The organism is Acinetobacter lwoffii (assembly GCF_049367455.1).
Classification (GTDB): domain Bacteria; phylum Pseudomonadota; class Gammaproteobacteria; order Pseudomonadales; family Moraxellaceae; genus Acinetobacter; species Acinetobacter lwoffii_W.
Map to the genome: position 1 here is coordinate 555,259 of NZ_JBMPXW010000001.1, position 24,822 is coordinate 580,080.

At 42.2% G+C, this 24,822-nt stretch carries 21 protein-coding genes and 1 tRNA gene; 9 read left to right on the top strand and 13 right to left on the bottom strand.

The annotated features are described in order from the left end of the window. Positions 1–5: 5 nt before the first annotated feature. The 5 genes from ACO1B7_RS02805 to sdhC all read right to left on the bottom strand — a co-directional run bounded on the left by ACO1B7_RS02805 (position 6) and on the right by sdhC (position 7,050). Positions 6–2,828 (bottom strand): 2-oxoglutarate dehydrogenase E1 component, encoded by a 2,823-nt coding sequence (locus ACO1B7_RS02805; protein WP_004279434.1) that lies wholly within the window; start codon positions 2,826–2,828, stop codon positions 6–8. A gap of 822 nt (positions 2,829–3,650) precedes the next feature. Next, positions 3,651–4,361, bottom strand: a complete 711-nt coding sequence (locus ACO1B7_RS02810; protein ID WP_004279433.1) for a succinate dehydrogenase iron-sulfur subunit — start codon at positions 4,359–4,361, stop codon at positions 3,651–3,653. 14 nt (positions 4,362–4,375) lie between these two features. After that, on the bottom strand, positions 4,376–6,274 hold the full coding sequence (locus ACO1B7_RS02815) for an FAD-binding protein (protein ID WP_004279432.1): 1,899 nt from the start codon (positions 6,272–6,274) through the stop codon (positions 4,376–4,378). Positions 6,275–6,286: 12 nt separating this feature from the next. Further along, entirely contained in the window at positions 6,287–6,652 is a 366-nt protein-coding gene (gene sdhD / locus ACO1B7_RS02820; RefSeq protein WP_004279431.1) for a succinate dehydrogenase, hydrophobic membrane anchor protein, read from the bottom strand. Continuing rightward, positions 6,652–7,050 (bottom strand): succinate dehydrogenase, cytochrome b556 subunit, encoded by a 399-nt coding sequence (gene sdhC / locus ACO1B7_RS02825; protein ID WP_004279430.1) that lies wholly within the window; start codon positions 7,048–7,050, stop codon positions 6,652–6,654. The genes sdhD and sdhC overlap by 1 nt, the downstream gene beginning before the upstream one ends. Before the next feature lie 1,005 nt (positions 7,051–8,055). Between sdhC and gltA the strand changes: the two genes are divergently transcribed. The 3 genes from gltA to ACO1B7_RS02840 all read left to right on the top strand — a co-directional run bounded on the left by gltA (position 8,056) and on the right by ACO1B7_RS02840 (position 11,991). After that, positions 8,056–9,330 (top strand): citrate synthase, encoded by a 1,275-nt coding sequence (gene gltA, locus ACO1B7_RS02830; RefSeq protein ID WP_004279429.1) that lies wholly within the window; start codon positions 8,056–8,058, stop codon positions 9,328–9,330. Between the two features lie 158 nt (positions 9,331–9,488). Then, positions 9,489–9,992, top strand: coding sequence for a hypothetical protein (locus ACO1B7_RS02835; protein WP_004279428.1), 504 nt, complete (start codon positions 9,489–9,491; stop codon positions 9,990–9,992). A 373-nt stretch (positions 9,993–10,365) separates the two neighbouring features. Then, positions 10,366–11,991 carry an NAD+ synthase gene (locus tag ACO1B7_RS02840; protein ID WP_005262357.1) on the top strand — a complete coding sequence of 542 codons (1,626 nt, stop codon included), beginning with the start codon at positions 10,366–10,368 and terminating at the stop codon, positions 11,989–11,991. Between the two features lie 221 nt (positions 11,992–12,212). Here the strand turns inward: ACO1B7_RS02840 and ACO1B7_RS02845 are convergent. Next, positions 12,213–12,289, bottom strand: a tRNA-Met gene (locus ACO1B7_RS02845). Between the two features lie 175 nt (positions 12,290–12,464). Here ACO1B7_RS02845 and ACO1B7_RS02850 point away from each other — a divergent pair. After that, complete coding sequence (locus tag ACO1B7_RS02850) at positions 12,465–12,869, top strand: hypothetical protein (protein WP_004279426.1); 405 nt, start codon at positions 12,465–12,467, stop codon at positions 12,867–12,869. A 240-nt stretch (positions 12,870–13,109) separates the two neighbouring features. Further along, the gene (locus tag ACO1B7_RS02855; protein ID WP_004279425.1) at positions 13,110–13,550 is read left to right on the top strand and encodes a universal stress protein; all 441 of its coding nucleotides are present in this window, start codon (positions 13,110–13,112) and stop codon (positions 13,548–13,550) included. A gap of 40 nt (positions 13,551–13,590) precedes the next feature. Here the strand turns inward: ACO1B7_RS02855 and ACO1B7_RS02860 are convergent, their stop codons facing one another. Both ACO1B7_RS02860 and ACO1B7_RS02865 read right to left on the bottom strand, forming a co-directional pair. Then, on the bottom strand, positions 13,591–13,932 hold the full coding sequence (locus ACO1B7_RS02860) for an MGMT family protein (RefSeq protein ID WP_004279424.1): 342 nt from the start codon (positions 13,930–13,932) through the stop codon (positions 13,591–13,593). A gap of 159 nt (positions 13,933–14,091) precedes the next feature. Next, positions 14,092–15,591: a cation:proton antiporter gene (locus tag ACO1B7_RS02865; protein ID WP_004279423.1), complete on the bottom strand. Its 1,500-nt coding sequence runs from the start codon at positions 15,589–15,591 to the stop codon at positions 14,092–14,094. Positions 15,592–15,807: 216 nt separating this feature from the next. Between ACO1B7_RS02865 and ACO1B7_RS02870 the strand changes: the two genes are divergently transcribed. Continuing rightward, positions 15,808–16,362: a hypothetical protein gene (locus tag ACO1B7_RS02870; RefSeq protein WP_004279422.1), complete on the top strand. Its 555-nt coding sequence runs from the start codon at positions 15,808–15,810 to the stop codon at positions 16,360–16,362. Positions 16,363–16,400: 38 nt separating this feature from the next. Here ACO1B7_RS02870 and ACO1B7_RS02875 read toward each other — a convergent pair whose 3' ends face one another. The 3 genes from ACO1B7_RS02875 to ACO1B7_RS02885 all read right to left on the bottom strand — a co-directional run bounded on the left by ACO1B7_RS02875 (position 16,401) and on the right by ACO1B7_RS02885 (position 19,560). Continuing rightward, positions 16,401–17,552, bottom strand: coding sequence for an IS4-like element ISAbe18 family transposase (locus tag ACO1B7_RS02875; protein WP_338840946.1), 1,152 nt, complete (start codon positions 17,550–17,552; stop codon positions 16,401–16,403). A 127-nt stretch (positions 17,553–17,679) separates the two neighbouring features. Beyond that, the gene (ypfJ, locus tag ACO1B7_RS02880) at positions 17,680–18,585 is read right to left on the bottom strand and encodes a KPN_02809 family neutral zinc metallopeptidase (RefSeq protein WP_004279421.1); all 906 of its coding nucleotides are present in this window, start codon (positions 18,583–18,585) and stop codon (positions 17,680–17,682) included. 48 nt (positions 18,586–18,633) lie between these two features. After that, complete coding sequence (locus tag ACO1B7_RS02885) at positions 18,634–19,560, bottom strand: DUF808 domain-containing protein (RefSeq protein WP_004279420.1); 927 nt, start codon at positions 19,558–19,560, stop codon at positions 18,634–18,636. A gap of 189 nt (positions 19,561–19,749) precedes the next feature. On the opposite strand from ACO1B7_RS02885, the gene trpS reads away from it, so the two are divergent. Continuing rightward, positions 19,750–20,763, top strand: a complete 1,014-nt coding sequence (gene trpS / locus ACO1B7_RS02890; RefSeq protein WP_004279419.1) for a tryptophan--tRNA ligase — start codon at positions 19,750–19,752, stop codon at positions 20,761–20,763. Positions 20,764–21,116: 353 nt separating this feature from the next. On the opposite strand, the gene lysS is transcribed toward trpS, so the two are convergent. Beyond that, the gene (lysS, locus tag ACO1B7_RS02895; protein ID WP_004279418.1) at positions 21,117–22,646 is read right to left on the bottom strand and encodes a lysine--tRNA ligase; all 1,530 of its coding nucleotides are present in this window, start codon (positions 22,644–22,646) and stop codon (positions 21,117–21,119) included. A 388-nt stretch (positions 22,647–23,034) separates the two neighbouring features. Between lysS and ACO1B7_RS02900 the strand changes: the two genes are divergently transcribed. Beyond that, positions 23,035–23,529: a YqiA/YcfP family alpha/beta fold hydrolase gene (locus ACO1B7_RS02900; RefSeq protein ID WP_004279417.1), complete on the top strand. Its 495-nt coding sequence runs from the start codon at positions 23,035–23,037 to the stop codon at positions 23,527–23,529. 40 nt (positions 23,530–23,569) lie between these two features. Here ACO1B7_RS02900 and ACO1B7_RS02905 read toward each other — a convergent pair whose 3' ends face one another. After that, the gene (locus ACO1B7_RS02905; protein ID WP_004279416.1) at positions 23,570–24,112 is read right to left on the bottom strand and encodes an adenine phosphoribosyltransferase; all 543 of its coding nucleotides are present in this window, start codon (positions 24,110–24,112) and stop codon (positions 23,570–23,572) included. A 487-nt stretch (positions 24,113–24,599) separates the two neighbouring features. Here ACO1B7_RS02905 and rubA point away from each other — a divergent pair, with 487 nt between their 5' ends. Beyond that, entirely contained in the window at positions 24,600–24,764 is a 165-nt protein-coding gene (gene rubA, locus ACO1B7_RS02910; RefSeq protein WP_004279415.1) for a rubredoxin RubA, read from the top strand. Positions 24,765–24,822: the final 58 nt, after the last annotated feature.

Here is a 24,822-nt window from a genome sequence, read left to right on the forward strand (position 1 = left end):
CTGGATTATTCAGCGTCGATCGCAAGCGCGTCGTTGATGAGCTGAGCTTGTTGTTTTGCATGCAAATATGGTGAACCACATGCCGGTGCAGCAGAAGCTTCACGGCCTGCATAGCTAATACGTACTTGTTTACCCGCTTTCATCACGTCGTCATATAGACGCGGTGCGATGAACAACCAAGCGCCTTGGTTCTTCGGTTCTTCTTGCGCCCAAACAAGTTCTTTAACGTTTGGATATTGCGCAAGCACTTCTGCCAGGCGTTTTTCTGGGTATGGATATAATTGTTCAATACGTACAATTGCAGTGTTGTTCAATTCTTTTTCACGACGTTTTTCAACTAGGTCGTAATACACCTTACCACCACACAGTACCAGACGGGTTACATCTGACTTGTTGATGTTGTCTACTTCATCAATCACGGTTTGGAATGTACCGTTTGCAAGCTCTTCAAGGCTAGATACAGCAAGCTTGTGACGAAGTAAAGATTTCGGCGAAGTAACAATCAATGGCTTACGGATTGGACGAATCGCTTGACGACGTAATGCGTGGAAAATCTGCGCAGGCGTGGTCGGTGTGATGACTTGCATGTTGTCTTCAGCACATAGCTGCAAGAAACGTTCCAAACGTGCAGATGAATGCTCTGGACCTTGACCTTCAAAACCGTGTGGAAGAAGCATAGTTAAGCCACATACACGCTCCCATTTGGTTTCACCAGATGAGATGAACTGGTCAATGACAACCTGTGCACAGTTTGCGAAGTCACCGAATTGCGCTTCCCAGATGATCAAACTCTTAGGAAGAGTCGTCGCATAACCATATTCAAATGCCAATACAGCCATCTCTGACAATAAAGAGTCATAGATTGCAGTACGCGGCTGGTTTTCTTTCAGGTTACACAGTGGAAGATAAGTTGAACCATCTACCTGATTATGCAGTTTTGCATGACGGTGTGAGAAAGTACCACGACCTACGTCTTCACCCGTTAAACGAAGCAAGTAACCATCATCTAGTACAGTTGCATACGCCAGAGTTTCAGCAGCACCCCAGTTCAGAGGCATTTCACCCGTTTGCATTTTCAGACGGTCATCAATTACTTTTGCAACTTGACGCTGCATCACGAAGCCTTCAGGAAGCTCACGCATTTTCTTGCCAAGCTCTTTTAGACGTTCGATTGGGAAAGTTGTATCCCACTCGTCTGTGTACTCATGACCTAAGTAAGGAGTCCAATCCACAAACATTTTTTTGTTTGGTTCAAGTACCAGTGCATTGGCAACGTGATTACCCGCTTCCAGGTCTGCACGGTAGTTTTCAACCATTTGATCTGCACTTGCGCGATCAAGAACACCCTGTTGTACCAATTGATCCGCATAAAGCGTACGCGTAGTCGCTTTCTTGTTAATCACTTGATACATCATTGGTTGAGTTGCAGCTGGCTCATCCGCTTCGTTATGACCACGACGACGGTAGCAGAACATGTCAATCACAACGTCTTTACGGAAGGTATGACGGAAGTCATGTGCCAATTGTGAAATGAACACCACAGCTTCAGGATCATCACCATTCACATGGAAGATCGGTGCCTGAATCATTTTTGCGATGTCAGTACAGTATTCTGTAGAACGTGCGTCACGTGGATCAGACGTCGTGAAACCAACCTGGTTGTTAATTACAATGTGCACTGTACCACCCACGGTATAACCGCGAGTTTGTGACATCTGGAAAGTTTCCTGGTTAACGCCCTGACCTGCAAATGCAGCATCACCGTGTACGATTAGTGGCAATACGTCATCGCCGCCAATGTCTTTACGACGTACTTGACGTGCACGTACTGAACCTTCAACCACAGGGCCAACGATTTCAAGGTGTGACGGGTTAAACGCCAATGCCAAGTGAACTTCGCCACCTGGAGTCATCACGTTTGAAGAGAAGCCTTGGTGATACTTAACGTCACCAGAACCTTTCTTGTGAATAGACTTACCTTCGAACTCACCAAACAGGTCAGCCGGGTTCTTACCCATGATGTTAACAAGAAGGTTTAAACGGCCGCGGTGAGGCATACCGATCACAACTTCTTTACAGCCTACAGAACCTGCACGCTGAATAATTTCGTTGACCATCGGGATGAATGCTTCACCACCTTCAACGCCGAAACGTTTGGCACCAACGAATTTATTACCAAGATATTTTTCTAGGCCTTCAGCCGCAGTTAAACGCTCAAGGACATGTTTCTTTTGATCAGCATTGAAGCCATATTGACCGCGTGCACTTTCTAGACGTTGTTGAATCCAACGTTTTTCTTTGGTGTCCACGATGTGCATGTATTCAGCACCGATTGAACCACAGTAAGTGGCTTCCATTGACTGAACCATTTCAGCCAAAGTCGCTTCTTCTTTACCGATCGCCAGGTTACCAGTATTGAATACTGTGTCTAAGTCAGACTGAGTCAAACCATGCGCAGCAAGATCTAGATCAGGCACAACTTCACGCTTCGCCAAACCTAATGGATCCAGTTTTGCTTTCTGGTGGCCACGGTTACGGTACGCAGCAATCAGCTGTAGTACGCCAATTTGACGACGTTCATGCTCTGAGCTGACTGTCGACTGAACAATAGGCTGAATACGGCTTGAATTGCGACCTAAAAGTAGGAATTGCTCACGTACATTACTGTGTGGTTGATCACCTTTTGGGAATTTATCGAAGTACGCTCTCCAGTCAGCACCCACTGAGTCTGGAGCAGTCAGATACTGCTCATAAAGTTCTTCAATATACGCTGCACTATCAGCGGAAAGTTCAGTGTCAAGACGCAGAGCGTCAGCAACTTCTTGCATTTGTGGACCCATTTCCTATTGCAAAAACATTTTCAGGATGCTTTTTAAGCAAAACCCAGGATTATTAGCATCAAATTGGTAATATGATACTAGTCCCCCATAAGGCATAAGCCATGAGGCGTTATCACCACACCAAGAAAATCTTGATATGTTTAATGAACAATAACGCCCCTCAGCGGCATCATCACTCATTGAATACCCGATCGAAACCGGGCAATTTTTTGCAAATCGACTTAGAAAAAAGCAAGCATTAACAAAGATTTTTTCTAAAGCGACTCGGGTCTACCTTTTATATACCAGTCCCTGATTATGCAGTGTTTAAAAAATGTACCTGGCGTGGCATTTTTTAAACATAGTCATGGGCTAAATGCTAACATGTTCTCAACTTTTCAATTGATTTTTTTGACACATACCTTCCATAAATTGGCTAAATACAGTTCAGATATTTTACTCTAATATATGGTGCTTTATCTCAAAAATAGATTCAATGTAGACTTAAGTCCTAAGCATTTCCGATAAATAAAAAGAGAGCAAACTTTTCAATCCACTCCCTCCTTAAATTTCCGTTATATAATAACATCGTTCTTGCTATTTTTCAGGTCAGTTTTACATCTAAAAATCATAAATACCCAAAATAATCACATGTTCTTCTTATATGGCGCTCAAAGCCCTTACCCTTTTCCTAACTGTTTCACTCAACTTTATACATTTTAAGTATAGTATCTTTATTTTTATCTTATGATTTTTTAATTTTTCCAATAGGTTGCATAAAAAAAGCACACCTGAAGGTGTGCTTTTTTCTAAACTGCGAAGAGCAGCCTATTAGCCTGCCATATCTAAAAGCATATTACGGATGTGACCGATTGCTTTAGTTGGGTTCAAGCCTTTAGGACATACAGATACACAGTTCATAATGCCTTTACAACGGAACAATGAGAACGGGTCGTCTAGACGAGCCAAACGCTCTTGTGTTCCCGTATCACGCGAGTCAATAATGAAGCGGTAAGCGTTCAACAATGCTGAAGGACCCAAGAACTTGTCCGGGTTCCACCAGAATGACGGGCATGAAGTTGAACAGCATGCACATAGAATACATTCATATAGACCATCAAGATGCTCACGCTCTTCAGGAGACTGTAAACGTTCCTTAGGCGGTGCAGGCTGGTTGTTGATCAAGAATGGATGGATCTTGTTGTACTGATCATAGAACTGGTTCATGTCAACCACCAGATCTTTCACTACAGGAAGACCAGGCAATGGACGAACAGTAATTTCATTTGGTAAATCGTTCAGGTTCCAAAGACACGCCAAACCGTTTTTACCATTGATGTTCACGCCATCAGAACCACAAATACCTTCACGACATGAACGACGGAACGTTAAAGTTTCGTCCTGTACTTTTAATGCGAGAAGTGCGTCAAGCAACATACGGTGCTTGTCAGTCAGTTCCAGCTTAAAAGTTTGCATGTACGGTGCTTTATCCTTGTCAGGATCGTAGCGGTAGATATGAAATGTACGAGTACCTCTACTCATCTGAATTCTCCTGATTAGAATGTACGTGGTTTAGGTGGAATCGCGTCAACCGACAATGGACGGTAACGAACTGGCTTATACTCTAGACGGTTGTCTGCAGAGAACCATAAAGTGTGCTTCATCCACTCATCATCACGACGACCATATGGGTATTCAGCATGGTCTGGAGACTCTTCAAAGTCTACAACCGTATGTGCACCACGGCATTCTTTACGAGCAGCAGCTGAAATAAGCGTTGCTTTCGCAACTTCATACAAGTTTTCAACTTCAAGTGCTTCAATACGTGCAGTGTTAAATACTTTAGATTTGTCTTTCAAGTGAATGTTGCGTACGCGCGGTTCAATTGCAAGAATCTGCTTCACACCTTCGTCCAGAAGCGCAGATGTACGGAATACACCAGCGTGATCTTGAACGATATCACGGATTGCATCAGCAACGTCTTGAGCATTCTCACCTGTAGTCGATTCGTCAAGTTTACGAATACGTTCAACAGTTTCTTGAAGCACAGTTGTTGGAAGTGGCTCATATTCACCATCGTGCTGTTTAGTAACATATTCAATGATATGTTGACCAGCGGCCTTACCAAATACAACCAAGTCAAGCAATGAGTTCGTACCTAGACGGTTTGCACCGTGTACAGATACACATGAACATTCACCGATTGCATAGAAACCTTTTACTGGCTTAGCAAAGTCACGACCTTCAGCATTGGTAGAGTAAACGTCGGTGTCTTTGTTGTAGTTAGCAACAAGCGCTTCTGTTTCAGGAGACTCAGGAACAACCACCTGACCATGAATATTCGTTGGAATACCACCCATTTGGTAATGGATTGTTGGTACTACAGGAATTGGCTCTTTAGTGATGTCAACGTTCGCGAATTTCTTACCAATCTCGAATACAGATGGAAGACGTTTCATGATCGTATCCGCACCTAGGTGCGTCATATCAAGCAGGATGTAATCGCCTTTAGGACCACAACCACGACCTTCTTTGATCTCTTGGTCCATAGAACGTGATACGAAGTCACGTGGCGCCAAGTCTTTCAAAGTTGGTGCATAACGTTCCATGAACGGTTCGCCGTCTTTGTTACGAAGGATTGCACCTTCACCACGACAACCTTCAGTTAACAATACGCCTGCGCCCGCAACACCCGTTGGGTGGAATTGCCAGAATTCCATATCTTGTAATGGAATACCTGCACGAGCTGCCATACCAAGACCGTCACCAGTGTTGATATAAGCATTTGTAGATGCACGGTAAACACGACCAGCACCACCAGTAGCAAACAAAGTCGCTTTTGCTTGGAATACCGCAATTTTACCAGTTTCCTGATCAATTGCTGTAACACCTAAAACGTCGCCTTTTTCGTTACGGATCAGGTCAAGCGCAATCCATTCAACGAAGAACTGAGTGCCCATTTTCACGTTGCTTTGATAAAGCGTGTGAAGAAGTGCGTGACCAGTACGGTCGGCAGCAGCACACGCACGAGGAACCGCTTTTTCACCGTAGTTTGCTGAGTGACCACCGAATGGACGTTGGTAAATTGTACCGTCAGCATTACGGTCAAATGGCATACCCAAGTGTTCAAGTTCATAAACCACTTGAGGCGCTTCACGAGTCATGAACTCGATTGCGTCTTGGTCACCTAACCAGTCCGAACCTTTTACAGTGTCGTAGAAGTGGTAGTGCCAGTTATCTTCTTGCATGTTACCAAGAGATGCACCAATACCACCCTGCGCTGCAACAGTGTGCGAACGAGTTGGGAATACTTTAGTCAGAACCGCAACTTTCAAACCAGCTTGAGCAAGTTGGTAAGACGCACGCATACCTGAACCACCACCACCAACGATGACAGCATCGAAAGTTTCGTGCGGAATATTTGTGTAATCTTCTTTAGGGTTTATAGCGCCCATGATTGTTTCCTATCAATTCGCCCAAAAAATCTGGATCGCCCAGATTGCATATGCAAGTACAGCAATGATTACTGCTGAAGTCAGTACAAGGCGTAAACCTGAAGCTGAAGGACCCATTTGACGAGTAGTCACATAATCCGTGAATACCTGCCACATGCCGATCCATGCGTGTGCAACAAGAGATAAGACCGCCAACAAAGACATGATCTTCATTGGAACTGTCATCATAAAGCCGTACCACTGTTCAAAGTTGAAACCACCATTCAGTAGAATCCAACCCAGTACAACAACGGTATAAACAGCTAGAACTACAGCACTGACACGTTGGAGAAACCAATCGCGAGAACCTGAACCTGTTAAACCAGTAGCGCTTTTCATTAGAGTACGATCCATACAAATGCTGCAACAATACCGATTGCAGACAAGATTAATGCGATAGTAGATGCAACACGGCCACTTTCTAGTTCTTCAGCAACGCCAATGTCAGCAAGTAAATGCTTAACACCCGCAATAAAGTGAAAAATCATGCCGGCGACAAATACCCATACAATAAAGCGAACAATGAAACCATTAAAGATTTCTTGAACTTGCGCAAAACCTTCAGGCGAAGACAATGACTTGTCTAAAATCCATAGAAGGACCGGTACGAGTAAGAATACGATAACACCTGAAAGACGGTGTAGAATTGATGCAATAGCCACGGGTGATTTTAAGTTTACTTCTAAAACTTGACCCATGGACAAATTGACAGGTCTGTTGCTTTTCACAGCGGGCATCCTGTAAGTAAAAACTCCATCCGGAGTTTGTTGGAATTAATTCGAAGGAAAGCTGGCATTCTCAGGCAAATACATGCCTAAAATCAAAACGACACTGAATTATAAAACGTGAACTATTAAAATACAAACGGCTGAATTTGGCTTTTTGGATAAAAAACCATTAAATAAGAATCATTAACAACAATAAGTCAGACTTTATATATTATTCCACCCTTTCAATTCCTATCTATATGATTGTTTTTAAATAATTAAGATGATTAATTTACTCGGTTTTCAGCCTACAGGATCATGTTTGAGTTTTAGACTAAAGATGCACAGTTCCATCACAAATATTATTTAAATCTCTTTTTAATTCAGATTTAAATCAAGTGTCTAGATTTAACAGACCAATTGCCCCAATTCATCAGCAGCGCAGTGATTCAGATAACCTGATGTTAAATAGCGACTTAGTACACCACACGATGGGTTTTTCAATCGATTTGAAGCATTTAGATTCAAAAAATCATTCATTTATTTTTATACTGCTTACCTTTGCTGCAAAACTGGCCATTTATTAAGCTACTTTTTAATCAATTGAACCATATTCAAAATTCAATTAATTGCTTTTATTTATAATTCTACCTGTTAAATTCAGCTTGGCAAAAACGATGTAAGTTATGAGATTTATATAGTTTTAAGCATGCTCACCTTAATCTTTCACTATTTTCGCCCGCATTTCTTGCTAGGAAAAAACGCTTACAAATGCCCCAAGCAGTCTATTTTTTTCTGCACCTCTGCATCAATTTGACTTATTATAGAGGTTTGATGCTGTGATTTTACTGAACTTTTTATACTGAGCGAATGTGACTAAACTGCTGTGCGGCCGTCATTTTTCATCCATAAGTATAATTGACAAAATTTCAGTACTCACTAATCTTATAGCAAATTTTTGATCCGTCCGTTTTGTGCATTAAAAGATTGATAGACAAAGCGGATATACATTCACCAGGACAGGAGATCTATTGAATGTCTGAAGCAACTGGCAAGAAAGCCGTTTTACAGCTTGATGGCAAAGAAATTGAACTACCAATTTACAGCGGCACATTGGGCCCAGATGTAATCGACGTTAAAGATGTGTTGGCTGCAGGTCACTTTACTTTTGATCCTGGTTTTATGGCGACAGCTGCGTGCGAGTCTAAAATCACGTTCATCGATGGCAACAAAGGTGTACTTTTACACCGTGGCTACCCAATCGATCAATTGGCGACTAAAGCTGATTACTTGGAAACTTGCTATTTATTGTTAAATGGCGAACTTCCAACTGCTGAGCAAAAAGAAGAATTTGACGCTAAAGTACGTAACCATACAATGGTTCACGATCAAGTTAGCCGTTTCTACAATGGTTTCCGTCGTGATGCGCATCCTATGGCGATCATGGTAGGTGTGGTTGGTGCGTTGTCTGCGTTCTATCACAACAACCTTGACATCGAAGATGTGAACCACCGTGAAATCACTGCAATTCGTTTAATCGCGAAGATTCCTACGCTGGCGGCTTGGAGCTACAAGTACACCATCGGTCAACCATTCGTTTACCCACGTAACGACCTTGGTTATGCAGAAAACTTCCTGCACATGATGTTTGCTACTCCTGCAGACCGTGATTATAAAGTTGATCCAATTCTTGCAAAAGCAATGGACCGTATCTTCACGCTTCATGCTGACCACGAACAAAATGCGTCTACGTCTACAGTACGTTTAGCTGGTTCTACCGGTGCGAATCCGTATGCATGTATCGCTGCTGGTATCTCTGCACTTTGGGGCCCTGCTCACGGCGGCGCGAACGAAGCTGTTCTTAAGATGCTTGACGAAATCGGCACTGTAGAAAACGTTGCTGGCTTCATGGAAAAAGTAAAAACTAAAGAAGTTAAACTAATGGGCTTCGGTCACCGAGTTTACAAAAACTTCGATCCACGTGCGAAAGTAATGAAAGAAACTTGTGACGAAGTTCTTGGTGCACTTGGCATCAATGATCCACAGCTTGCATTGGCTATGGAACTTGAACGTATCGCGCTTTCTGACGAATACTTCATCAAGCGTAACCTTTACCCGAACGTAGACTTCTACTCAGGTATCATCCTTAAAGCGATTGGTATCCCGACTGAAATGTTTACTGTAATCTTCGCGCTTGCACGTACTGTTGGCTGGATCAGCCACTGGTTAGAAATGCACAGCGGTCCTTACAAGATCGGTCGTCCTCGTCAGCTTTACACTGGCGAAGTTCAACGCGATATCGTTCGTTAATTCGAACCGCGTCGAAAGACTTAAAAAAAACCATCCTCCCGGGTGGTTTTTTTTAGTGCTGACAAAAGCCTACAAAAAATTGACCTGAAACGTTTTAAAATTAGCATATCAAAATCATATTCACGAACTAAGTCACCTAAAAACAGGATGCATATTGAATGCTGTTGTATTTTCTGCCCTTTATTTTAAGACTGGTTCGTTTTGAACAGTTTAAGTGCCGCAGTCTAACGCCTGGTGAAATCAAAATTTCCCAACAGGTATTTGGCAACCTGATCGATTATTCTCGCGTTAAAATCATGAATCACCCCTACCTGCCCTGGCAATCCAAACATGTCATTATGGCCCCCAGTGGCTACATCCATGTACGCAATTTAAATTATCGAGAAGATTATTCGCGCGAGAGTTTATCTTATCAAGCGCTCTTTATTCATGAGATGGCGCATATTTATCAACACCAATGTCAGATCAATGTGCTTTTAAAAGGGGCATTTTTACAAAGTGCTTATTTTCTCAGCTTGGGAAAATATAATCCGTACAAATATCAATTTAATCCCAACAAATCATTTTCAACCTACAATATTGAACAACAAGGCGATATTGCCCGGGATATTTTTCTAAAAAAAATTCCGAATATTATTTTAAATCCAAAAATAAACAGATGATATTTAATCAGTTTAATTCCAAACAATATAGCTAAGGCATATTTTAAAAGCCAAAATTTAGATTTCAGTCTTTAAATCTACATAAGCCTAGATGCATAAAAAATCAGCATATTTTCTAATTTTATATAATAACTTTTTTCACTCAATGCCTGTTCTGCTAAATCAACTCTAGCTTATCGATAGAATTTCGATAAAATAGGCCGGTATGATTATTTTGCATCGCAGATTAAGATTCAATGATCATGCGATAAAAAGTTTTTTTATTTAAGCCATTTGGCATTTTATGAATATCGAAGTGCACTCAACTGAATAATTAGAATTATAAAAATCAGTAATTTAGTGTATCAACCTATAGGAATAGGATTTACTTGGAATGAAAAGTTTTAAAATTGCGATTGCTCAATTCTCTCCACATGTGGGCAATCTGGATGCAAATACGCAAAAAATGATTGATCTGGCCAATCAGGCTAAAAAAGATAAAGCGGATCTGATTATCTTTCCTGAACTTTCAACGCTGGGCTACCCTGCAGAAGACTTATTAATTCGCCCGAGCCTGGTGAAACGCACCAAAGCGGCTTTTGAAAAACTGACTGAAGTAAAAGATATTGTCATGGTCTTTGGTTTTGTTAATCAAACTGAAGATGGTCAGCGTTATAACTCGGCTGCTGTCATGAAAGATGGCGAAGTACTGGGTGTTTATAACAAGCAAGTGTTGCCAAACTATGGCGTATTTGATGAAAAGCGTTATTTTGGCGAAGGTCATCAGCATCTGGTTTTTGAGTATCTTGGACATAAATTTGGCGTACTGATCTGTGAAGATGTCTGGTCTTTAGCCACTGTTCAGCAACTGGCAAAATTGAATATCGACACAGCTTTGGTACTGAATGCATCGCCATATGAAGTGGGTAAACCACAACATCGCATTGAAACCATGGCGGCCTTGGTCAAACAGCTAAATATCAATCTGGTGTACTGTAACCAGGTCGGTGGCCAGGATGATCTGATCTTTGACGGCACCAGCTTTGTGCTCAACAAATCTGGCGAGGTGGCTTTACAGGCACCAACTTTCCAGGAAAATCTGGCAATTGCAGAGTTTAATGCTGAACAGCTGCAATTCAGCAAAGGCGCAATTGCACCTGCTTTAGACACCATGGCTGAGATTTATCAAAGCCTGGTCATGGCCACACGTGATTATGTACAACGCTCTGGCTTCCCAGGTGTGATTCTGGGCCTGTCTGGCGGGATTGACTCTGCCCTGACCTTGGCGATTGCTGTAGATGCGCTTGGTGCAGATAAAGTTCAAGCCGTGATGATGCCGTATACTTATACTGCACAAATCAGTGTCGAAGATGCAGCGGCTCAAGCCAAAAATATGGGCGTGACTTTCGGTATTGCCGAAATCAATCCAGTAGTAAGCGGCTTTATGCAGGTGCTGTTCCCATTCTTTGGTAATGCTCCAGTCGATGCCACCGAGGAAAACCTGCAAGCACGTTCACGTGGCACCTTATTGATGGCCTTATCTAATAAATTCGGTAATCTGGTGCTGGCAACCGGTAATAAATCTGAACTAGCTGTTGGTTATTGCACCCTGTATGGCGACATGGTTGGTGGTTATGCGGTTCTGAAAGATGTGTATAAAACCATTGTGTTTGAACTGGCGAAATATCGTAACAGCATTTCAGAAACTCCGGTGATTCCGGAACGTGTAATTACCCGTCCGCCTTCAGCAGAACTGCGTCCAGATCAGGTCGATCAAGACTCTTTGCCGGCCTATGACATTCTGGATGCGATCTTGTACTCTTATATTGAAGAAGACATGAGCCAAGACGATATCATTACCAAAGGCTTTGATGCTGAAGTCGTGAAGAAAGTGATTCGTCTGGTTGATATCAATGAGTACAAGCGCCGCCAAGGTGCCATTGGGCCACGTATCAGTTCACGTTCTTATGGCCGTGAGCGTCGTTATCCAATCGTCAATGGCTGGAAAGCAGGTAGCTAAATTCTGTTTTCAGTGATGTAAATCAGAATCGTCCAAGTGAATGCTTGGGCGATTTTTTTTTATGCGGCAGTAAAATGAAGAATAGCCCCAACATTAAGAAGGAAAAATGATGTTTTGCTGAAACTGCAAAAATTAGTGGATGCTTCAAATATTTTTTATGGTTTTCAGTACTTTTTAAAAGACAAAAAAAGAGACCAAGCTGAGAGCTTGGTCTTTTAAAATGGTGGCTATGACGAGACTTGAACTTGTGACCCCCGCATTATGAGTGCGGTGCTCTAACCAACTGAGCTACATAGCCGTAAACTGTGTGCGCATTATCGTAATTTCAGCCTCTATCGTCAAGCATTTTAAAACACAAATGTTCAGTCTTTATGCAAATACAGAATAAACTTTTAAAGTTTAAACAAAAAAGCTTTTTTTAGTATGTAATTCACGCATTCCTAGCACCCTTTAATTCTTCGAGGATTCACCAAATGTATAAAATCAAAATACTTATTTTACTCATTAGCCTTTCAAGCCTGAGTGCCTGCCAGATCATCTCGCCTATTTTCGTAGATTATAATGGTGTCAGACGTGATGTGGCACAGTGGATTAATCAGCAACAACTGATGAGCATGCAGCAAAAACGGTCCTTGGCACAACTCAGCAGAGCACAGCAGAAAATCGAGCGCTATCCGGAATATGATCAGACCCAACGACTGGCGGTAACCCGGGAAAATCAGATTGCATTACATTGTGTGCGTTTACATGTGACAGAACATAAAATCCAGCAGCTACAGCAAAAAATTTATGCAGGTGAAACTCAAACAATTTTAAATCGCTATGAACAGCTGTCACCGCAAATAAAATTAGACCCGACCTCTATTCGATGTGATTAATCACTGTCTTAGGCTATCACATTAATTACATATAAATTATTAACTTAGGCTAAATAAATCACCCAGCTCAATAGCTCTAAACAGGTGCTTGATTCTTTAATCTATTAGACATTATACCTATGTATTTACTTGGTTTTATTTTTATACAATACAGGCTATGATCAAAGTATAAACAACTATTCGTACCCGGTTTAACGCGTCATAATTTTATAACTCTAAATTCCCCTTAGGAGAATTCTAATGCCTTTTGAACATATTTTAGTACCTGTTGACGGTTCAGAAACATCGTATGCTGCAGTGGATAAAGCTGTAGAAATTGCCAAAGCATTTAACAGTAAAGTCACAGTGGTTCAGGTGCTGGCGCTGGACCCTTATATCGCTGCGGAATATATCTCTGCGGCACAAACCAATGACCTGATTGAACGTGCCCGCACTTCCATCCTAAAAACGCTGGATGAAGCCAAAGCAAAATTCTCTGGTGCCGGTGTTGAAGTGGATACACAGCTCCTTGAGGGTCAGGTAATTTATAGCGAGATTGTCAAAGCAGCTAAAGATTTAAATTCTGACCTGATCGTGATTGGTTCTCATGGCCGTACTGGCTTCAAAAAACTGTTCCTTGGCAGCGTAGCGCAAAGCATTCTCGGCCAAGCGGATATTCCAGTAATGGTGATTCGCAACTAAATCATCTTTAAAATCCCCACTTTTCACCAAGTGGGGATTTTTATATCTCTACTCGACCATCCCATTGATAGCGTTTTAAATCCACTCGATCACCTCTAAAACAAATTCCTTCCTGCATGAGTTTTTGCTGCTGAATATTCTGGCCATGTTCGTCCAGTTGCTTCAGACTGATTTTCGCTTGGGCATTGATCACCCGATACCAGGGAATATTAGTGTCCGATTCTAGATGACTTAATACTCGCCCGACCAATCGCGCATGTTTGGGTAAACCTGCCAGTCTGGCAATCTGTCCGTAGGTGGCGACTTTGGCATATGGAATCTGATTGACCACAACCAAAATCATTTCTGTCATTTCCTGATTGGCTGAACTTGTCTGGGTCATTTTCATCTCATTAATAGCTCATTTAAATAAAAGATCACACCTCAACCTATCCACAAAAAGCTAGATGAAAATAATCAAGCCTGATGAAATACGCTAACCCAAGCGATCTCAGCTCACTAACAACAAATCCATAGCATATTGAGATTCTAAGTTTTAACTTTAGAAATTATCCGGATTTTCTAAGCGTTTTACTTCCTGAACCTTATCTGGATGATGCACCGTGGCGACGCCATCTGCATCTTTCTGATCAATCAGAATCTCTGGCTGAAAGATAGTGATGGTCTCATTTCCTTTGGCATCTTCCCCGACAATATAGCGAAAGCCCTTACGGTTCAACTTGTGGCACATACGTTGATACCAGCCTTTAAAGCCCTGCGTTTCTTCATTGGGATTATAATAAAATGCATTCATCACCGCAGGCAGACCCAAGCCACATACCACACCGGATAATAGCACCACAATAAAGGTATAGCCCACCAGAATACTGCTATAGGCTTCCAGCTGAGGAATATTGGCGACCGCCAGAATTAAGGCCAAAGAAATCCCGCCACGTACTCCGCCCCAAGACAGGATGGTCAAACTACCGTTATAGCTTTTCTTGCTGACTTTTGGGAACATGGCAAAGGCCAGATAGTTGGCTGCAAAACGAGCCAAATGCAGAATCACAAAGGCCACCATCCCGCCCAGAACCAGACTGGTGCTCAAGTCGAGAATAAACAATTCCAGACCGATTAGGGTAAACAGGAATGAATTGATAATTCCCTCAACCGTATGCCAGAAATGATTAACGTCACCAATTTCGGCATCTGCCAGAATTTCTTTCCATTTATTGCCAACAATCAAGCCACCAATCACACAGGCAATTGGCGCGGAAGCATGTGCCAGCAAAGCCACCAGATAGGAACCACAAGCCAGCAAGGCCGTGGTCAGAATCAGAGATTCCATTTCATGTTTGCCGCGCAAAATCCGCAAGATCGCAAAACCGAATCCGAGACCAATCAGCACCGCCACGACAATTTCATAAAGCAAGGTTTGCAGCACTGCCAGTACCGTAAAGTTTTCACCTTGCAGGACATTGAGCAAGGTCATAAATAAGGCAATACACATTGCATCATTAAACAGTGATTCGCCTTCAAGCTTGACGATCAAATGATGCGGTGCGCGAACCGAACTCAATACACCTTTGATGCCGATCGGATCTGTGGCGCCCAAGGCCGCCCCAAGTAACAGCAAAACCAGCAAGTCAACATGCTTACCAATCAGGAACTGATAACCATATAACACCACGCCAAAGAACACGGCACAGAATACTAAAGCCAGACCGGCCAGAATACTGATCGGCCGCCAGTGGTTACGCAAATCTGAGACCTTAAACTTCAGCGCAGATGAAGTCAGGATAAAACAGATCACACCATTGATCAGAAAATCATAGAAATCGACGTGACGAACAGCCTGCTCGATATTGTCAATATTGATGCTAAAGAATGGATTACCATGCAGTAAACTGGCGCCCCACTGCAAAATGAAAACAAAGATTGCAGAGACAATAGGGACACCGATCGCTTGCGGAAAGCCTAAAACGCGCTTATTAAACATGGTCGTGGCAATAGACAGAGCAAAGACCACCGTGAGTAGCTGAAGAAAAAAGAAATTTCCCATTCGGTTTCCTAAAATCGGGCGATATGGAGCACTATGCGCCGAGAGGCGTTGTTAAAATAGAGATTTGAATAGCAAGGTATTCTGGCAAAACAAGTTTAGTCCGCTTTTTTATCGAATTGAGTTAAGTTTCTTTTCAGTATTTTCGAATGATGATTTAACATACAGATCAGCACTCGGCTTTTGCTTTCCCATCATTCTATTTTGAATTTTTCTCCCATGCATCAAACTGTCAAAACCATTTTTCGTCTCTGTTTTGCCAGCGTGATTTTTCTGATCACGTTGTCCTTATGTTTTACCTGCTTTGCTAAAATTCAGGAAATTCTGCAAGCAGAACAGCATTATCAGCAAGCCACCAGCATTCCCTTAAAAAGTACAGCCGGCGAGCAGTATGTATTGGTGTCCAATAACCAGCGACCAGATAATGCCATTTTTATTCTGATTGCAGGAAATGGTTATGTGGCCAAAATCAATTGTGAGCATTACAGCGCTTTATGTAGCGATGAAGACAATCAATCGCATACCCGACAAATCCAGAGCGTTGACTTAATCAAAGCGGGAAATCTGTTCTATATTGAAAAAATCCAGTTCAGAGATAGCCGGACCGGCAAAGCAACTGCTTTAGAATATAACAAACAAGATATTCAGCAGTTTTATCAAAATGACATGAGCAACCTCAAATATACAGTCTTTGCAATTGCCCTGTTTGCTTTGGCTGCCTTATTTGTCAGTATAAAAATATTAAGAAACTTCCAGCGTTTTCTGAATAAATAAAAAAAGGAGCATCTGCTCCATTGCTGTCCCACAATTTTTCACAAGAGGAAGCTCATTTGAGCTTCCTCTTGTTTTATGGGTATTTTATCGGGTGAAAATAAAGCTTTTAAAGTTCTTCTTTCAAACAAATTCACTTGAATTATTCTGAGTAAACGTTGAACTGTCCAACCTGTTTTCCCTAAATGTTGAGCGAAACTCACCAATAAATAGGCGATCATCGCAATCCAGATTTGTGTCTGAATTGCGTTCCTGCTGCGGCCTAGAAACGCTTTTAATTTGAGATTCTGCTTAATCGCCTTAAAGAACAGCTCAACTTTCCAACGATCTTTATAAATCGCCGCAATGGTGGAGGCGGCTAAATGAAAGTTATTGCTGAGAAAGCTAAAGTGCTTGCCACTTTGCTGATCTCTATATTCAATTCTTCTTAACACTGGGGCTTTTCTTTTTAGGGCATGTGCGCTATTCAGCTGAATGGTTTCATCTTTTAGAATACCTTTGGATTCAAGCACTGGATGTTGCTGGATCACCTGATACACAGATTTAGGCCTAAAACGTGTGACAAATCCAATGTTTTGAGCAGTCAGATTTGCATACCATTGGTAATCGACATAGCCTTTATCAAAAACTACAATGCTGCCAGTAGGAAACTGGAATTTGCGGCCTTGTACCATGTCATTTTCTTTGCCATTTTCAACTGCAACAAACTCAGGAATATCATTGCTGTGATTCAATCCTATGCTGAGTTTCATGCTGGCTTTTGAGTCGTGAACTTTGGCCCATTCACATAAGGAAAGCGACAGGTCAATATGACTGGCATCCAAGGAATACAAGGGATTCTTAAAGCGAAATTTATGAGCTACTTTTGAGTGTTCATAGTATTTAAGCAACTTGTAAAATAGCTGTTGATACAAGGCAGCAGGCTGCTGCTCATTGATTCGTGCCAGCGTGCTTCGGGGAATAGACTTTGCTCCGAGATGACTTAGCTTTTCCTGTTGGCACTCCAAATTGGATTGAATATCTCTCAGACTTTGTCTACAAGAGAATTGAGACATCAATATGGCAATAAACTGATCCCACCGGGAAGCCGCTCTAAATTTCTGTCCAACATGGTGTACTTTAGCAAGTTGTTCAAAATCCTGTCGCACAACAGGTTTAATTAGCTCATGAAATACGGTATTCTGATGTGACAAAACCTGAATCCTGGTCGTTAAAGTGTTTGTTTGCACTCATATTTTAACTGTTAGGACTCAGGTTTTTTTATTTAAAGCAAACTATGGGACAGCAGTGGCATCTGCTCCTTTTTTTTATCGAAGTCATTTAAATATTTTGATTGAAGGTATCACAATTCGCAACCTGACCGGATTTCAAGCCGGTATTAAACCATTGTACCCGCTGCGCGCTGCTGCCATGAGTAAAGCTGTCCGGCACCACCTGTCCGCGAGCACGTTTCTGTAAATAGTCATCGCCAATTTTATGGGCGGCATCCATCGCTTCCTGCACATCACCCTGTTCCAAAAATTGGGTACGTTCATGATTATGGTAAGCCCAGACACCGGCCAGACAGTCTGCCTGCAATTCCTGACGCACTGAAAGCTGATTACTTTGCACTTCGCTTGCTTGCTGACGTGCTTGCTGTACTTGAGAAGAAATACCTAAAATCGTCTGGATATGATGCCCCACTTCATGGGCCACGACATAGGCCAGCGCAAAATCCCCCGCCTGATCATTACGGGAAAGTTCGGTGGCATTCTGTTCTCCAGTAATGCCCATTTGAGTGCGCATATCTTTAAAGAATGCCGTATCGATATACACTTTCTGGTCTGTCGGGCAGTAGAAAGGCCCCATCGCCGCCTGAGCCGTACCACAACCAGAATTCACGATGCCGTTAAACAACACCAGTTTCGGTGGGACATACTGCTGATTTAACTGCTGCTGAAACACCTGATTCCAGGTATCTTCAGTATCTGCCAATACAGTTCCAACAAAATCAATCGACTCCTGCTGTTCTGGCGTGGGATTTTCCAGGCCACGTGTTTCTGCCGCACCCGATACCCCCTGAGTGACCTGCTTGGTGGTTTGATAAGCCTGTTGTGGATCGACACCGAAAAACTTCCAGGCCACAAAGGCCACAATCAATCCAACAATACTGATTCCGCCAGCTTTGGCACCACCACCGCGACGGTCTTCTACATTGCTACTGACACGACGACCTTTCCAACGCATAGTCTTTTCCTTTTCTTAATCTGCTTAATATCCAGATATTTCCACACCTTAAGCTTTTGATGATTTAGGCCAGATTTTCTTAATCAGGCTGATGACCAGCATGACCAGCAGACCCGCTAAAATTCCTACAGCGAAATTAATCAAGGTCGGCGTAACAGCACCCACAATGTTGCCAATGCTGGGAATATCCTGCACATAAGCCACACTGTCTTCAGTAAAGTGATGAATAAAAGGAATAGCATGGTTAATAATTCCACCGCCCACCAGAAACATTGCAGCGGTTCCAACAATGGAGAGAATTTTCATCAGGACCGGAGCAAATGCCAACAAGCCACGTCCTATTTTTTGTTTAAAATCGGACTGCTGTTCAGTCAGATGCAGACCGATATCATCCAGTTTGACAATCAGCGCAACAAAACCATAAACACCAATGGTCATGACCACCGCGATCAGGCTTAAAACGGTCACTTTGGTCAGCATCGAAGCTGCGGCGACTGTTCCCAAGGTAATCACAATAATTTCAGCAGACAGGATAAAGTCAGTGCGGATGGCGCCTTTGACTTTTTCATTCTCAAACTGGTGCAAATCCATTTCCGTATGGATCAATTGCTCACGCGCCTGTTCAGCATCCTTGGCCTTCGGTGTATGCAAGGTATGAATAATTTTTTCCACGCCTTCATAACACAAAAACAAACCACCCAGTACCAACAAGGGATTAATCAGCCAGCCTGCAATAAAGCTGATTAATAATGCCAGCGGTACCAAAATCAGTTTATTGACAAAAGAACCTTTGGCAACTTTCCAGACCACCGGCAATTCACGATCAGCCCGCACACCTGTCACTTGCTGCGCATTTAAAGCCAGATCATCACCGAGAACGCCTGCCGTTTTTTTTGCTGCCATTTTGCTCATGACAGCGACATCATCCAGGACTGTAGCAATATCATCTAATAATAGTAATAAACTGCTCGCCATACTTATTATCCTTAGCTTCTTTCCATCTAGTTTAATCAAAATTGTTAAAAATATTGTATTCACTTGTTTAATTTATAAGATTTTTTTACGACAGCTTTTTTTCTGGCTGACAATCAAAAACAGAATGCCGTACAATGTTGCCATTCGCTAAAATACAGCTGTAGTACTGACTACCCTTTGGAATAGATAATGAGTAATCAAGATAATCGTCCAGTGATCTTGACGGGCGACCGTCCTACCGGACAACTCCACCTCGGCCACTTTGTGGGTTCATTACGCTCTCGTGTAGGTCTGCAAGATTCTCACCATCAACACCTGTTACTCGCTGATGCGCAAGCCTTAACTGACAATGCCGATAACTTTGAAAAAGTACGTCGTAACATTATTGAAGTGGCGACGGATTATCTGGCTGTCGGTATTGATCCAACTAAAACCACGATTTGTGTTCAGTCATGTTTACCTGCCTTAAACGAACTGACCATGCTATATCTCAATTTCGTGACTGTTTCACGTCTTGAGCGTAACCCGACCATTAAATCTGAAATCCAGATGCGTGGTTTTGAGCGTGATATTCCAGCCGGTTTCTTGTGCTACCCGGTGGCTCAAGCTGCTGACATTACAGCATTCAAGGCAACGGTTGTTCCTGTGGGTGAAGATCAGATTCCAATGATCGAACAGACCAACGAAATCGTGCGTCGTTTAAACCGTCAAATTGGTCATGACCTGCTACCAGAATGTAAGGCACTTCTTTCCAATGTTGGTCGCCTACCTGGTTTTGATGGTAAAGCAAAAATGTCGAAATCTTTGGGCAATACCATTGTGCTGGATGCGACAGATAAAGATATTAAGAAAGCCGTCAATGCAATGTATACCGATCCGAATCATCTGCGTATTGAAGATCCAGGTCAGGTCGAAGGCAATGTGGTATTTACTTATCTAGATGCCTTTGACCCAAATAAAGAAGAGCTGGAAGAGCTCAAAGCCCATTATCGTCGTGGTGGTTTAGGCGATGGTACAGTGAAAAAACGTCTGGAAAGTATTTTAAAAGAATTGATCGGCCCAATTCGTGAGCGTCGTATTGAACTGGCTAAAGATCCCGATTACATCATGGATATCCTGAAAACCGGTACGGATAAATGTCGCGATATTACCCAAGCGACACTGGATGAAGTTAAATCTGGCCTCGGTGTATTCCATTTTTAATTAGAAAAAATTGCTCTTAAAAGCTCTTCTGATGAAGAGCTTTTTTGTTTAAGTTAAAATTGCGCAAAAATGATGCAAATATCCCCACATAATCTTCATAGTTTTAACCTTATTTAACATGTATTAACATGAATACTGATGAGTCATATGAGAATGCATCCTATTATGATTGTATTCAGTAAGGAATCAGATTTAACTCTCTCCACAGTTAATTTTGAAGTAGTTTGAAAAAACGTTCCTTTTTCTACGCAATGACAACCCCAATCATTGCGTTTTTTTTGTCTTTAATTTTTGAATATATTTTATTTCAAGCATAAAAAAACCCGCCAGAGCGGGTTTTTCAAATTCAGCATTTAAGCATTTTTATGACGCATATGCGGGAACAAAATCACATCGCGGATACTTGCTGCATTTGCAAAGATCATCACCAGACGATCAATACCAATACCCTCACCTGCAGTTGGAGGAAGACCGTATTCCAATGCTTCTACAAAGTCTGCATCGTAGTGCATGGCTTCATCATCACCAGCATCTTTTTCAGCAACCTGTGCCTGGAAACGCTCAGCCTGATCGATTGGATCATTTAACTCCGAGAAGCCATTGGCCAACTCACGACCCCCAATGAAGAATTCAAAACGGTCGGTAATGTGTGGATTATGATCATTACGGCGTGCCAATGGAGAGGTTTCCGCTGGATATTCTGTAATGAACGTCGGCTGACGCAATTTGGTTTCTACGGTTTCTTCAAATACCATGGTTTGCAGTTTGCCCAGACCAAAACCTGGCTTCACCTGCTCTTTCAATTCTTCCTGAAGGAATTTTGCCAGGAACTCACGGTCATTGACATTTTCAGGAGTAAATTGCGGGTTATTTTCCAGAATTGCATCAAACATTGAAATTTTCTTGAATGGACCTTTGAAGCTATACACTTCATCACCATAAGGCACATCAGTCGTACCCAAGATATCAATCGCCAGACGCTCCAGCATTTGCTCGGTCAATTCCATCAGATCTTTGTAATCTGCATACGCCTGGTAGAATTCAATCATGGTGAATTCAGGGTTATGACGCGTAGAAACACCTTCATTACGGAAGTTACGGTTAATTTCAAACACACGTTCAAAACCGCCGACCACCAAACGCTTTAAGTAAAGCTCTGGCGCAATACGCAAGAACAATGACATATCCAGTGCATTGTGATGTGTTTCGAAAGGACGTGCCGATGCACCACCTGGAATCACATGCATCATTGGCGTTTCAACTTCCATATAGCGCTTTTCAGTCAGGAAGGCACGGATACCCGCCACAACTTTGGCACGAATCTCAAAAGTTTTACGCGTTTCTTCGTTAACAATCAGATCAAGATAACGTTTACGATACTTCACTTCAGTATCGTTCAGACCATGGAACTTGTCTGGCAGTGGACGTAATGATTTGGTCAGTAATTCAAAATGTTCGATGTGTACATACAAATCGCCTTTACCCGAACGGCCGATATAACCTTCAACTGCGATGATATCGCCAAGGTCCAGACCTTTAATAGTGGCCAGTACATCTGCAGCGAGTTCTTTACGCGCCACATAAAGCTGGATACGACCTGTCATGTCCTGGATCACGATAAATGAACCGCGGTTCAACATCACACGACCGGCAACTTTGACGTAGACCTTTTCGCCTGCTTCAATTTCTTCTTTAGATTTATCAGCGAACTGGTCTTGTAAATCCTGGGCATAATGCTCACGCTTAAAGGTATTCGGCCATGGGCTCTTACCTGTTTCTTTTGCCTGAGCTTCGATTTGCTTTAACTTGGCATGACGCTGTGCAATTAAATCGTTTTCGGAAATGATTTGTTCAGAAGTCGATTGAGCGTTAGTTTGCGTCATCTCTGCCTCGAATAAGATTAGTTAAAAAATAGAAGTTGCATAGAATAGCAGAAATCCTTCTCAAATCGTAGCGTAAAGACTCTCAGGAACCGGCTTTTCTTTGGAAAAATCCACTATCCTGCTATTTACACCATTCGGTTGAGCCCTTCTGTCACTCTTTTAAATTCCCTTTCTTCAACCTTTTGCAGCACCCCGCTGCTCTCAGTTGGGATTAAAGTTTAAATCAGACAGGGGTTATACAAAATCATTGCACTGCAAAATTGTGGCTTAGACCAATAGCTAACTGCCTTGTACACCCAGACGTTCTACAATGACGCTCAGATTGAAGATGATGTGCCAATCAACAAATAACCAATATGGCATGTCCCATAAAAATGAGTAATGAACTATGTCTAAGATTTTGTTTTTACATGGCTTAGATTCCTCCAGAGAATCCACCAAGTTCCATGCCATTGATGTGGTACATAAATACTGTATCGATGTCGATTATCGAAATCTGAGTTATAGTTCGGTCACCGAGTTTTATCATGAGATGATTGAAACCATCAAACCGGATATTCTGGTCGGCCACAGTCTTGGCGGTTATTGGGCACTGAAAATGTCACAAGCGTATCAAATTCCATGTGTAGTGGCCAATCCCATTTTGCAGCCTAACTTCCGCGATGATTATCCGCCGATTGGGCATCACGATTTACAGCATGATATTCCTCAGTTTGCCTATCTGGAGCTGGGCGATGAAATTCTGGATATGCATGCGGTTCAGACACAACTTGAAGACTATATGCAAATTCAGGCAGTTGATGGCGGCCATCATCGTCTGGAACATCCTGAGCAAATTAATACACTGATTCAGGAAATTGAAGATCATTTTATCAGGCAATAAAAAAGCCCCACAATTTTGGGGCTTTTTTTAAATGTATAACTTAAGCAACTGCCGCTTCAGGCTGAGATTTGTCATCCAGCACTGACCAGATATCCAGGCCTAATTCAGCATGCAGGTCAGGAAGATCAAGGAAGATACTTGCACCAAGTACTTCATGTTGACATTTTTGAGCCAGTTCATTCACTGCTTTTAAGGTTCCGCCACTTGCCAGAACATCATCCACAATAATTACTTTCTGGGACTGAACTTCCGCAGACATTTCTAAACGATCCAGACCATATTCCAGGCTATAACCCACACCGACCACTGGAGGTGGCAATTTACCTGCTTTACGCACCAACAATAAGCCTTTGCCTGTACGTTGTGCCAACAAGCTTGCCAACACAAAACCACGCGCTTCAACCGCAATAAAGCTTTCTACTTCTGCCAGTTTGTCAGCAGGAATGCTGGCAATCAAAGCGTCAGTCAATGGACCAATATTGCTCATGAAAAGTGGGGTCAAATCAAAGAAGCAAATTCCTGGTTTTGGAAAATCTTGGACCGTACGAATGTGAGACCACAAAGAAGTAGACAAATTGCTCATGGGAGATCTTAAAAAAAGAAAAGGAATATGGGAATTTTAAACCTATTTGAGTAGAGCGGACAAGCCAAGCTGCCTAATAAAAACCCGACGTTTAATTACAAGATATTGATTTTATTATATTGATTTATTTTAAAAATATTTAATCCGGACTTTACTGATTTTAAATTACCTAAAAACTCAAGTTTTTACTGCACGACTTTGGTCTATCCCACAAGATAAACACTCATTTTTGCCATCGTCAGCTTTTTATCCTTTAACCGCCTACGCCAGAAAAGCTGATTGGCGTGATTTTTAGATAAATGAGGAATGTGTCGTCTATTCTGCTGCTAATTTCGCTGATTAAGCTTTTATTCACTTTACTTTATGAATAGAACTGCGTAAAAATTTAGCCAAATATGTTCACTGTTAAAAAGTCATATTCTTTTAGAGTCTTGCCTTTTATGGATTTTAAGCTGACGCCTACAGTTGCTCAGTTTTGGAGAGTTACATGAGAAAGTTTCAATGCATCGTATGTGGATGGATTTATGACGAGGCAGAAGGTTGGCCTCAAGACGGGATCGTGGCAGGCACCAAATGGGAAGATATCCCGGATGACTGGACCTGTCCGGATTGCGGCGTATCTAAAGTCGATTTCGAAATGATCGAAGTCTAATCACGTCCAGTTAAAGGCCATATCCATATGGTCTTTTTTTATGCCCTTCTACCATTTA